Origin of the sequence: Stenotrophomonas sp. S49 (genome assembly GCF_016624905.1) — a bacterium.
GTDB lineage: Bacteria > Pseudomonadota > Gammaproteobacteria > Xanthomonadales > Xanthomonadaceae > Stenotrophomonas.
The window spans coordinates 1-11,837 of sequence record NZ_JACVUD010000122.1 but is presented as its reverse complement, the minus strand read 5'-3'; the positions used below and the strand labels follow the sequence as shown (position 1 = coordinate 11,837).

The window sequence follows — 11,837 nt, the reverse complement described above, 5'->3', positions numbered from 1 at the left end:
GCGGGACGCCGAGGTGGCCCTCGGCAGCCCCTGACAAGACAGTTGCTACTGTGTCGACCAAGGTCGACACCTACCCGAGCACATCCCCGTTCCGACGGACCCCGTGCCGACCAACGGTCGGCACCCACCACCAGCAGCGTCATGCCGTTCCGACAGATCGCGTGAACCTGTCGAAGGTGGGGCGGTGTCGGATTGCGGGGTGTCAGCCGCATGGATGCGGCTGCCAAGCCTACAAGGACGTACTTGCGGCGTCCCCGTGATCCGACATCGCCCCGCCAATCCACGGATAGCCAGCTTTTGACCTTGACGTTGCCGTTGCTCCAGGCAGGTGCAGGGCTGCAAGCCCTGCCATAACCCCCCCTATACAGGTAAGTGCAGGTCACAGGATAAGCAGACGCCTTGTTGCTGCCCTCGAACAGGTCCACATTGCTGTGCAGGACACGGGCTGCCCGCCCGCTGTCGAGACAACAGGAGACCTGCATGTCCGCTGCCCCCAGTACCGCCATCTCCCGCGACCCGGCTACCGGCCAGGTGATCGCCGAGCACCCGTTCGCCAGCGCCGCCGAACTGGAAACGATCCTGCAGCGCGGCCAGGACGGCTTCGCCGCCTGGAGCGGCTACACCCTGGAACAGCGCGCGGGCGTCCTGCGCGCCATGGCCGCGGTGCTGCGCCGTGACCGCGAACCGCTGGCCGCGCTGGCCACCGCCGAAATGGGCAAGGTGCAGGCCGAAGCCCTGGCCGAGATCGAGAAATGCGCCGTGCTGTGCGACTGGTACGCCGACCACGGCGCGCCGTTCCTGCGCGATGAACCGACCCAGGTGCCGGGCGACCAGGCCTATGTGTCCTACCTTCCGCTGGGCGTGGTGCTGGGCATCATGCCGTGGAATTTCCCGTACTGGCAGGTGATGCGCGCGGCGGTGCCGATCCTGATGGGCGGCAATGGCTTCCTGCTGAAGCCGGCCGAGAACATCGTCGGTACCGCGCTGCTGCTCGACGCCGCCTGGCGTGAGGCCGGCCTGCCGGAGGGCACGTTCATCGCCGCCAACATCAGCCGCGACGGCACCAGTGCCGCGATTGCCGACGATCGCATTGCCGCCGTCACCCTCACCGGCAGCGTGGCCGCCGGCCGCAGCATCGCTGCCCAGGCCGGGCAGGCGCTGAAGAAGGTAGTCCTGGAACTGGGCGGCTCGGACCCGTTCATCGTGCTGGCCGATGCCGATCTGGATGCCGCCGTGGACGCGGCCGTGGCCTCGCGCTTCCAGAACACCGGGCAGGTCTGCATCGCCGGCAAGCGCATCATCGTTGAAGAGGCGGTCTACGATCGGTTCGTGGCGCAGTTCTGCCAGAAGGTGCAGGCGCTGACCATCGGCGATGGGCGCGAGCCGGGCAACCGCATTGGCCCGATGGCCCGCCAGGACCTGCTGGACCAGCTGCATGCGCAGGTGCAGGCGTCGGTGGACGCCGGTGCCCAGCTGCGGGTGGGTGGCCATCAATTGGATCGCCCCGGTGCCTTCTACGCGCCGACGGTGCTGGTGGACGTCGAGCCCGGCATGCAGGCCTTCGATACCGAAACCTTCGGTCCGGTGGCCTCGATCAGCCGCGCCCGCGATGCCGACCATGCGGTGGAGCTGGCCAACCAGAGCGAGTTCGGCCTGAGCGGCAACCTGTGGAGCGGCGACCGCGCGAGGGCCATGCAGCTGGCCCGCCGGCTGCAGACCGGGGGCGTGTTCGTCAACGGCTTCTCGGCCTCCGACCCGCGCGTGCCCATTGGCGGGGTGAAGAAGAGTGGCTTTGGCCGCGAGCTCTCGCACTTTGGCATCCGTGAATTCGTCAACGCGCAGACGGTCTGGTTCGACAAGCGTTGACACCTGGCTCTCATCCCACCTGCAACCATTCCCCCCACAGTCCAGCGAAGGGACGGCATTCCGATGTCCAAGGGTTCAGATCTGCTTGTCGCCGCACTTGAGAACGAAGGCGTCGAGCGTATTTTCGGTATTCCCGGCGAAGAAAACCTCGACGTGGTCGAGTCGCTGCGCCATTCCAGCATCGAGCTGGTCATCACCCGCCACGAACAGGCGGCGGTGTTCATGGCCGCCACCTACGGCCGCCTGACCGGCAAGCCGGGCGTGTGTCTGGCCACGCTGGGGCCGGGCGCGCTGAACTTCACCACTGGCGCCGCCTACGCGCTGTTGGGCGCATGGCCGGTGATCATGATCACCGGGCAGAAGGGCATCGTGGCCAGCAAGCAGGCGCGGTTCCAGATCGTGGATATCGTGAGCACCATGAAGCCGCTGACCAAGCTGGCGCGGCAGATCGTGTCGGCGCGGACGATCCCTACCATCGTGCGCGAGGCCTTCCGGGTGGCCCAGGAAGAGCGCCCCGGCCCGGTGCTGCTGGAGCTGCCCGAGGACATCGCCGCCACCGGAGTGGAAGGGGTATCGCTCATTCCCACCCATGCGGTGGATCGGCCCATTGCCAGCCCCGAAGCGCTGGACCGGGCGGCACAGCTCATCCGCGCGGCGAAGCGGCCGCTGTTGATGATCGCCTCGGCGGCCTCGCGGCCGCAGTCCAGCGAAGCGCTGTCGGCCTTCGTGCTGCGTGCGGGCATTCCGTTCTTCACCACGCAGATGGGCAAGGGCGCGGTGGCCGGCGGCTCGGGCCTGTACATGGGCACGGCCGCGCTGACCGAGCGCGACTACGTGCACATGGCCATCGACCAGGCCGATGTGATCGTGACCATCGGCCACGAGGTGACCGAGAAGCCGCCGTTCGTGATGCGGCCCGGTGGCCCCACGGTCATCCATATCGGCTATTCGCAGGCGGCGGTGGAGCAGGTGTACTTCCCGCAGGTGGAAGTGATCGGCGACATCGGCCGCTCGCTGACCCAGCTGGCTGATCGCATCGAAGGCCAGGTGCCACATGCCGATGCGCTGCTGCCGCTGCGCGCGACCATCCTGGACCATCTGGCCGACCGCGCCGAGGAGCCGGGCTTCACCCCGCAGCGGCTGGTGCATGACGTGCGCCAGGTGATGCCGCCGGACGGCATCGTGGCGCTGGACAACGGCATGTACAAGATCTGGTTTGCGCGCAATTACCGCACCCAGGTGGCCAATACGCTGCTGCTGGACAATGCGCTGGCGACCATGGGCGCGGGCCTGCCGTCGGCGATCATGGCGTCGATCCTGTATCCGCAGCGGCGGGTGCTGGCGGTGTGTGGCGATGGCGGTTTCATGATGAACAGCCAGGAGCTGGAAACCGCCCGGCGGCTTGGCCTGAACCTGGTGGTGCTGATCCTCAATGATGGGGCCTACGGCATGATCCGCTGGAAGCAGGCGGTGGATGGCTTCACCGACTACGGCATGACCTTCAGCAACCCCGATTTCGTGAAGTACGCGCAGGCCTATGGCTGCAAGGGCCATGAGGTGACGGCCATCGAGCAGTTCATTCCGATCCTGGAAGCGGCCTTCAACGAGGGCGGGGTGCACCTGGTATCGGTGCCGGTGGATTACTCGGAAAACCAGCGGGTGCTGGTGGACGAGCTGCGGCAGGCGTTTCCCGGGAATGCATGAGGTAGCGCCGGGCCACGCCCGGCGGATTCGTGCGCCGACCGACCGCCGGGCATGGCCCGGCGCTACCGGGCGCTGCCGGGGCCGGGGCAGGGCGGTTTTGGTATGCTGTGCAACCGGCTGTGCCGGCGCAGCATCCCCCTCACTACACGATTCCCGCAGATCCATGAGCGAAGCTACCGATACCCCCCCCGTCGACGAAAACAAGTTGATCGCCGAGCGCCGTGAGAAACTCAAAGCGCTGCGTGGGCAGGGCATCGCGTACCCGAACGATTTCCGTCGCCAGGACTTCGCCGGGCGCCTGCAGGAAGAATTCTCCGATGCCGAGCAGTGGACCGCCGAGGCGCTGGAAGCCACTGACCACACGGTGAAGATGGCAGGCCGCCTGATGGCCAAGCGCATCATGGGCAAGGCCAGCTTCGCCCAGATCCAGGACGAATCCGGCCGCATCCAGCTGTTCCTGCAGGGCGCCGTGCTGGGCGATGCCTACACCGCCTTCAAGGGCTGGGACGTAGGCGACATCATCGCCGTGGAAGGCGGCCTGACCCGCACCAAGACCGGCGAACTGTCGGTCAAGGCCGAATCGATCCGCCTGCTGACCAAGTCGCTGCGCCCGCTGCCGGACAAGTGGCACGGCCTTTCCGACGTGGAACAGCGTTACCGCCAGCGCTACGTCGACCTGATCGTGACCCCGGAATCGCGCGCGGTCTTCATCAAGCGCTCGAAGATCATCCGCGCCATGCGTGCCTGGCTGGACAACCGCGACTTCCTCGAAGTCGAGACGCCGATGATGCATTACATCCCCGGCGGCGCGGCGGCCAAGCCGTTCACCACCCACCACAACGCGCTGGACCTGGACCTGTACCTGCGCGTGGCGCCGGAGCTGTACCTGAAGCGCCTGACCGTGGGCGGCCTAGAGCGGGTCTACGAGATCAACCGCAACTTCCGCAACGAAGGCGTCAGCACCCGCCACAACCCCGAATTCACCATGATGGAGCTGTACGAGGCCTATGCCACGTACAACGAGATCATGGACCTGACCGAGGGCGTGATCCGCGATGTGGCGCAGACCGTCAACGGCGGCACCACGGTGGAATGGGACGGCGCCAACATCGACCTGGGCCCGGCCTTCCGCCGCTGGCGCATGGACGAGGCGGTGCGCCACCACAACCCGGAAATCTCCGCGGCCGACTGCACCGACCGCGAGGCGCTGCTGCGCCATTGCGAGCGCTTGAAGATCCGCGTCAAGCCGTCTTACGGCTGGGGCAAGCTGCTGCTGGAAATCTTCGAGGCCACCGTTGAGCACACCCTGATCCAGCCGACCTTCATCACCGACCACCCGGTGGAGGTTTCGCCGCTGGCCCGCGCCAACGACAACGACCCGGGCTACACCGACCGCTTCGAGCTGTTCATCAACGGCAAGGAGCTGGCCAACGGCTTCTCCGAATTGAACGACCCGGAAGACCAAGCGCAGCGCTTCCAGGCCCAGGTGGCCGCCAAGGAAGGGGGCGACGACGAGGCCATGCACTACGACGCCGACTACATCCGTGCGCTGGAGTACGGTATGGCCCCGACCGGCGGCCTGGGCATCGGCGTGGACCGTCTGGTGATGCTGCTGACCGGCAGCAGTTCGATCCGTGACGTTCTGCTGTTCCCCTACATGCGTCCGGAGCACTAAGCTCGGGTTCGCACTCTGCATGTGCGCGCCGTCCCGGAATGGGATGGCGCGATTGACGCTTTCCGCACACGGCGTATGGTGATTGCACCGCCTTGACATCCCCTGTGGCAAACAGGGGCTGGGGTGTAGGCAATGCGAAGGACCGGCTTCACATTGTGATGACGATCATGAACCGGCGAAATCGTGACGGGAGTGGGGCCGATGCAGGGTGCCAGTGTGCACAGCGGCGGAGTATCCTCGCCGGCTGAGTTTCCAGCGTGGTCGAGAAGGAAGGCAGAGAGCGCGTTGAATATCGTCATTGTCGACGACCAGACTTCTGCACGGACGATGTTGCGGCATGTCATTGAAGACATCGCACCAGAACTGTCCGTGCACGACTTTGGCGATCCGCTTACGGCCCTGGCCTGGTGCGAAGCGCACCCGGTCGATCTGTTGCTGCTTGACTACCGCATGCCGGAAATGGACGGGCTGGAGTTCGCCCGCCGCTTCCGCCGCCTGCCCAAGCATCGCGACATTCCGGTGATCCTGATCACCGTGGTGGGCGATGAACCGATCCGCCAGGCGGCACTGGAAGCGGGGGTGATCGATTTCCTGGTCAAGCCGATCCGCCCGCGTGAACTGCGCGCGCGCTGCTACAACCTGCTGCAGCTGCGCCAGCAGAGCGAGAACGTGAAGCAACGTGCCTTGTCGCTGGAGCAGCGCCTGCTGGCCAGCATGCACGAGGTGGAAGAGCGCGAGCGCGAAACCCTTTCGCGGCTGGCGCGGGCGATCGAGTTCCGTGATGCCGGCACCAGTGCCTATCTTGAGCGCATGGCGCGCGTGGCCGGGCTGATTGCCGAGCAGTTGGGCCTGCCCGAAGACGAAGTGAAGCTGATCGAGGCGGCCGCGCCCCTGCACGACATGGGCAAGATCGCCATTCCCGATGCGGTGCTGCTGAAACAGGGCAAGCTGACCGAAGACGAGCTGGCGATCATGCGCCGGCACCCGCGTATCGGCCACGAACTGCTGAGCGGCAGCCAGAACCGCTTCATCCAGGTCGGTGCGCTGATCGCGCTGCGTCACCACGAGCGCTACGACGGCAGCGGCTATCCCGACGGCCTGGTGGGCGACGCGATTCCGCTGGAGGCGCGCATCGTGGCCGTGGCCGATGTGTTCGACGCGCTGATTTCGCCGCGTCCGTACAAAGAGGCGTGGACCTTCGAAGCGACCCTGGCCTATCTGTACGCCCAGCGCGGGCGCCTGTTCGACCCGCGCTGCGTGGACGCGCTGCTGCGCGGGCGCAATCAGCTGGAACAGATCTGCGCCGAGCACTCCACCGCGTCGGCGCGGCCGGGGATGGGCACGTGAAGCGGCTGCTGTCGCGACTGCGCCAGCGCCTGTCGAACCGGCAGGACAGCGAGCATGGGCAGCAGATCGTCCGCATCGTGCTGATCAGCCTGATCCTGGGCTACGTGCTGTTGCCCAGCGTGCGCTTCGACCTGCCGCACGACCAGTATGTGGGCGTGCTGGCCATCGTGCTGACCGGTCTGAGCCTTTCGCTGCTGGCGTTCGGCTGGCTGTTGTGGCGGCCCGGCCGCTCCGACCCGCGCCGCGTGCTCGGCATGCTGGCCGACTATGGATTGATCGCTGCCGGCATGATCCAGATGGGCGAGCCGCTGTCGTGGGTCTACATCGTGGTGATGTGGGTGACCGTCGGCAACGGCATGCGCTTTGGCAACACCTATCTGTACGTGGCCGTGGCGATGGCCATGGTCAGCTTCGGCGCCACCGCGCTGCTGACCCCGTATTGGCAGCAGAACCTGCGCCTGGCCATCGGCTTGTGGCTGGGCTTGGCGGCGGTGCCGCTGTACTTCTCGACGCTGCTGCGCCAGTTGACGCACGCGATGGCCGAAGCGCGCCGGGCCAGTGAGGCCAAGAGCCGCTTCCTGGCCAATATGAGTCACGAATTCCGTACCCCACTCAATGGATTGAATGGCATGACCGAGGTGTTGGCGACCACACGCCTGGATGAAGAACAGCGTGAGTGTCTGAATACCATCCAGGCCTCTTCCCGCAGCCTGCTGGCGCTGGTGGAGGAAGTGCTGGACATCTCGGCCATCGAGGCCGGCAAGCTGCGCGTGGTGGCCGAGGATTTCGTGCTGTCCGACGTGATCCAGGCGATCGGCCTGATCCTGTTGCCGCAGGCCAAGGCCAAGCGGTTGGATTACCGGGTGAAGGTGGCCGCGACCGTGCCGCAGACCCTGCGCGGCGACGTGGGCCACCTGCGCCAGATCCTGCTGAACCTGGCCGGCAACGCGGTGAAGTTCACCGACCAGGGCCGGGTGGAGATCCGGGTGAATGTGGTGCACGCCGACACCCACGGTGCGGTGCGCCTGCGCTTTGACATCATCGATACCGGCATTGGCGTGCCGGTGGCGATGCGCCCGCGCTTGTTCGAGGCTTTCGAACAGGCCGATGTGAGCATGGCCCGCCGCCACGAAGGCACCGGCCTGGGCACCACCATCGCCAAGGGCCTGGTCGAGGCCATGGATGGGCAGATCGGCTACCTGGACAATCCGCCGCAGGGCAGCCACTTCTGGGTGGAACTGCCGTTCGCGCCGCCGCAGCCGGTCGAGCCGGGCCTGGTGCCCAGCGTGGCCGCCGGCGAGGATATCGGCCCGGGTGGCAACGTGATCGCCTTCGCCGATCCGTTCCTGCGCCACCGCGCGCGCGTGCGCAGCATGCAGATCCTGGTGGCCGACGACCACGAAGCCAACCGCATGGTGCTGCAGCGCCTGCTGCAGAAGGCCGGCCACCGGGTGATGTGCGTGGACGGCGGCGAAGCGGTGCTGGATGCGCTGGCCGAGAGTGAGTTCGATGCGGCCATCGTCGACCTGCACATGCCCGGCATGAGTGGCCTGGACATGCTGAAGGAACTGCGGGTGATGCAGTCCGGTGGCGGCCCGCGCACGCCGGTGATGGTGCTCAGCGCCGATGTCACCCCCGAAGCGATCCAGCGCTGCACGCAGGCCGGCGCACATGCCTTCCTGGCCAAACCCGTGGTGGCCGCGCGCCTGCTGGATACGCTGGCGGAGATCGCCAACAACGCGAACCTGAAAAATGCCGCGCCGCTGGTGGTGCGTGCGCCGGTACAGCTCGATGGCGTGCTCGATACCGGTGTGCTGGACGAACTGGCATCGCTGGGCATGGGCGATGGCTTCGAACGTGAGTTCATCCGCCAGTGCCTGGAAGACGCCGAGGCCTGCCTGCGCAAGGCAGAGGCCGATGGCGAGGCCGGGCGCTGGGGCCAGTTCCGCGAGCAGTCGCATGCGATCAAGGGTGTGTCCGGCAACCTGGGGCTGGTGCGCGCGGCCAACCGTGCCGGTGAGCTGATGCGCATGGCCGATTGGCAGTTGAAGGCCGAATGGCAGGCGCGACTGTCGGTGCTTCAGGGGGCGATCAAGGAAGGCCGGCAGGCGCTGGATGCACGCGCCGAACGTAAGGCGCGCGGCGCGGCTGACGACGCGCCGTAGAGTCGAGCCTCAGCTCCGTAGAGTCGAGCTTGCTCGACTGCCGTCGATAGTCGAGCAAGCTCGACTCTACGATGCGGGGATCGCGCGAAAAAAAGCCCGGTGGCCAACCGGGCTCCAAGCCAGCAGGGGGAGGGCTGGAATCAGGCTGCATCCATCGACGCACGACGCGTCTGTGCCTTGATCAATCGATCCATCGTGCGCAGCGAGCGATCACCCAGGGCCAGCGCTGAATCGACCCAGACCTTGGTGATTTCCAGCAGCTCGTCGTAGCTCACCGCCTGGGCCAGGTTGCGTGCGGCGTTCATGGCCAGGTACGACTGCGGCAGGCGCTGCTGGTGGCGGATCATCTCCTGCACGGCGGCACGGCCTTCGCCCTTCTTCACCAGCACGTCCACCACCCCCAGTGCATGCATTTCCTCGGCACTGTAGATGCGGCCGTCCAGGATGATCTTCTCGGCCAGCTGCGGGGCCACGCGGCGGCACAGGAACGAGTACGCGCCCATGCCCGGGAACAGTCCGAACAGCACTTCGGGCAGGCCCATGCCGCTGCCTTCCTCGGCCACGATGGTGTGGCAGGCCAGGGCCATTTCCAGGCCGCCCCCCAAGGCATCACCCTGGATCAGCGCGATCGAACGCACATCGCCGCCAAAGCCGGTGTGCAGGTGGTGTACGCCTTCCACGCAGCGTTGGGCGTAGGTCAGCAGCAGGTCGCGGTTGCCTTCGCGGATCAGGCGGGTGAACAGGTCCAGGTCACCGCCCAGGTTGTAGGCGATGGCGTCGGAGGCCAGCACGAAGTGCCGCAGTTGGCCGCTGTGACGCTGCGCCGGGCTGCGGGTGATGGCGTTCATGTAGCTCCACATTTCGTCCAGCATGTCCTTGCGGCAGCACGGGCGGATGCCCGTGGACGCATCGGCATGCATGAACAGCCAGTGGGCAGCGCCGTCGTCGCTGTCTTCGGTACGGATGGTGGCAAACGGTGAACCGCTGGTCGGCAGTTTTTCGATGGTGCTCATGGAAGGGTCCTCGGCAGGCGGCCCGCGTGAAAACGTGGTGGCCGGCGGGCCGAGCGGTCCACACACGACGCGATGCTACAACGGGTGCAGCCTTTCACATGCGAAAAGGCCCGGGGCGTTTCCGACCCGGGCCTGACGGCGTTGAAACCAGTGGAAACCCTTACGTGGCGGGCGTATCGCGCAGCTCGCGTCGCAGGATCTTGCCCACGTTGGTCTTCGGCAGCTCTTTTCGGAATTCTACGATTCTGGGGTGCTTGTAACCGGTCAGGTTGGCCCGGGCATGTTCCTTGACCATTTCGGCGGTCAGGTTCGGGTCCTTCTTCACGATCACGACCTTCACCACTTCGCCGGACTTTTCATCCGGAACGCCCACCGCGGCCACTTCCAGCACGCCGGGCATCATCGCGATCACGTCTTCCACTTCGTTGGGGTACACGTTGAAGCCGGACACCAGGATCATGTCCTTCTTGCGGTCGACAATGTAGAAGAAGCCCTGCTCATCCATGCGCGCCATGTCGCCGGTGTGCAGCCAGCCGTCGGCGTCGATGGCCTGGCGGGTTTCGTCCGGGCGCTGCCAGTAGCCCTTCATCACCTGCGGGCCCTTGATGCACAGCTCGCCCACTTCGCCCAGCGGCAGGATGTTGCTGTTGTCGTCCTTGATGCAGGCATCGGTGGACGGAATCGGCAGGCCGATGGCGCCGTTGTATTCCTTCAGGTCCAGCGGGTTGATGCAGGCGGCCGGGGAGGTTTCGGTCAGGCCGTAGGCCTCCACCAGGGTCACCCCGGTCACCTTCTTCCAGCGCTCGGCCACCGCACGCTGCACGGCCATGCCGCCGCCCAGGGTGACCTTCAGCGAGGAGAAGTCCACGGTGTCGAAGCCGGGGGTGTTCAGCAGGCCGTTGAACAGCGTGTTGACGCCGGTGATGGCGGTGAAGCGCACCGACTTGAGCTCCTTCACGAAGCCCTTCATGTCGCGCGGATTGGTGATCAGGTGGTTGCAGCCACCGAACTTCATGAAGACCAGGCCGTTCGCTGTCAGTGCGAAGATGTGGTACAGCGGCAGGGCGGTGATGATCCACTCCTTGCCCGGCTCGATGCCCGATGCGCCGATCCAGGCTGAGGCCTGCTGCATGTTGGCGATCAGGTTGCGGTTGGTCAGCATGGCGCCCTTGGCCACGCCGGTGGTGCCGCCGGTGTACTGCAGGAACGCCACGTCATCGTGGTCGATCTCGACCTTGGGCAGGGTGTGGCGGCTGCCCAGCTTGAGCGCCTGCTTGAAGCGGATGGCGCCCTTCAGATGATAGTTGGGCACCATCTTCTTGACGTACTTCAGCACGAAATTGACGATCGCACCCTTGGCCCCGAGCAGGTCGCCCAGACCGGTGGTGATGACCTGCTTGACCTGGGTCTCGGCGATGACCTGCTGCACGGTGTCGCCGAAGTTGTCCACGACCACCAGCGCGGTGACACCGGCATCGACCAGCTGATGCTTCAGCTCGCGGGCGGTGTACAGCGGGTTGACGTTGACCACGGTGAGGCCGGCGCGAAGCACGCCGAAGGTCGCGATGGGGTACTGCAGGCAGTTGGGCATCATCAGGGCAACGCGGTCGCCCTTTTTCAGCTTCAGTTCGCCCAGCAGGTAGGCCGCGAACTGCTCGACCAGGGCATCGGTTTCACCATAGGTGAGCACCTTGCCGAAACTGGAGTAGGCGGGGTGGTCGCGGAACTTCGCCACGGAGGCGTCGAAGACCGAAGCTACCGAATGGAACTCGTTGACGTCGATTTCGGCGGGAACGCCTTTCGGATAGCTCTGCAGCCAGGGACGATCCAGACTCATATTCCCCCTCCAGGAATCGTTGTGATGGGTGCGGCGCGGACAGTATCCGCCAGAACCGCTCGCAGCAGCATACCGTTCCGTAGGGAAAACGCGAAGAGGGCGTGATCGTCAGGTCTGGTTGGATGCGATGGGCGCCGCCGGGCAGGGCCCGGCGCTACCTGGACGCGGTGCCGACGGCGAGCACCTGTAGATCCACGCCATGCGTGGATGGTTTTTGCGCGGACGCGCAT

7 protein-coding genes are annotated in these 11,837 nt (G+C 65.9%); 5 read left to right on the top strand and 2 right to left on the bottom strand.

Features of this window, described 5'->3' with window-relative positions:
- Positions 1-480: 480 nt before the first annotated feature.
- From IAE58_RS18510 to IAE58_RS18490, 5 genes are all read left to right on the top strand, one after another.
- Entirely contained in the window at positions 481-1,866 is a 1,386-nt protein-coding gene (locus tag IAE58_RS18510) for an NAD-dependent succinate-semialdehyde dehydrogenase (RefSeq protein WP_199933542.1), read from the top strand.
- A 63-nt stretch (positions 1,867-1,929) separates the two neighbouring features.
- Positions 1,930-3,570 carry an acetolactate synthase large subunit gene (locus tag IAE58_RS18505; RefSeq protein WP_199933541.1) on the top strand — a complete coding sequence of 547 codons (1,641 nt, stop codon included), beginning with the start codon at positions 1,930-1,932 and terminating at the stop codon, positions 3,568-3,570.
- A gap of 163 nt (positions 3,571-3,733) precedes the next feature.
- Positions 3,734-5,245, top strand: a complete 1,512-nt coding sequence (gene lysS / locus IAE58_RS18500) for a lysine--tRNA ligase (protein WP_199933540.1) — start codon at positions 3,734-3,736, stop codon at positions 5,243-5,245.
- 201 nt (positions 5,246-5,446) lie between these two features.
- Entirely contained in the window at positions 5,447-6,592 is a 1,146-nt protein-coding gene (locus IAE58_RS18495; RefSeq protein ID WP_199933539.1) for a two-component system response regulator, read from the top strand.
- Positions 6,589-8,757: a response regulator gene (locus IAE58_RS18490; RefSeq protein WP_108752991.1), complete on the top strand. Its 2,169-nt coding sequence runs from the start codon at positions 6,589-6,591 to the stop codon at positions 8,755-8,757. The genes IAE58_RS18495 and IAE58_RS18490 overlap by 4 nt, the downstream gene beginning before the upstream one ends.
- Before the next feature lie 140 nt (positions 8,758-8,897).
- Here IAE58_RS18490 and IAE58_RS18485 read toward each other — a convergent pair whose 3' ends face one another.
- Both IAE58_RS18485 and IAE58_RS18480 read right to left on the bottom strand, forming a co-directional pair.
- Positions 8,898-9,770, bottom strand: coding sequence for a crotonase/enoyl-CoA hydratase family protein (locus IAE58_RS18485; protein WP_108752992.1), 873 nt, complete (start codon positions 9,768-9,770; stop codon positions 8,898-8,900).
- Positions 9,771-9,930: 160 nt separating this feature from the next.
- Positions 9,931-11,607, bottom strand: a complete 1,677-nt coding sequence (locus IAE58_RS18480) for a long-chain fatty acid--CoA ligase (protein WP_199933538.1) — start codon at positions 11,605-11,607, stop codon at positions 9,931-9,933.
- Positions 11,608-11,837: the final 230 nt, after the last annotated feature.

Bases quoted from the DNA above. Each gene is read 5' to 3' on its own strand.
- IAE58_RS18505 (WP_199933541.1), top strand. From the start codon at position 1,930: ATGTCCAAGGGTTCAGATCTGCTTGTCGCCGCACTTGAGAACGAAGGC.
- IAE58_RS18510 (WP_199933542.1), top strand. From the start codon at position 481: ATGTCCGCTGCCCCCAGTACCGCCATCTCCCGCGACCCGGCTACCGGC.
- IAE58_RS18495 (WP_199933539.1), top strand. From the start codon at position 5,447: ATGCAGGGTGCCAGTGTGCACAGCGGCGGAGTATCCTCGCCGGCTGAG.
- IAE58_RS18480 (WP_199933538.1), bottom strand. From the start codon at position 11,607: ATGAGTCTGGATCGTCCCTGGCTGCAGAGCTATCCGAAAGGCGTTCCC.
- IAE58_RS18485 (WP_108752992.1), bottom strand. From the start codon at position 9,770: ATGAGCACCATCGAAAAACTGCCGACCAGCGGTTCACCGTTTGCCACC.
- lysS (WP_199933540.1), top strand. From the start codon at position 3,734: ATGAGCGAAGCTACCGATACCCCCCCCGTCGACGAAAACAAGTTGATC.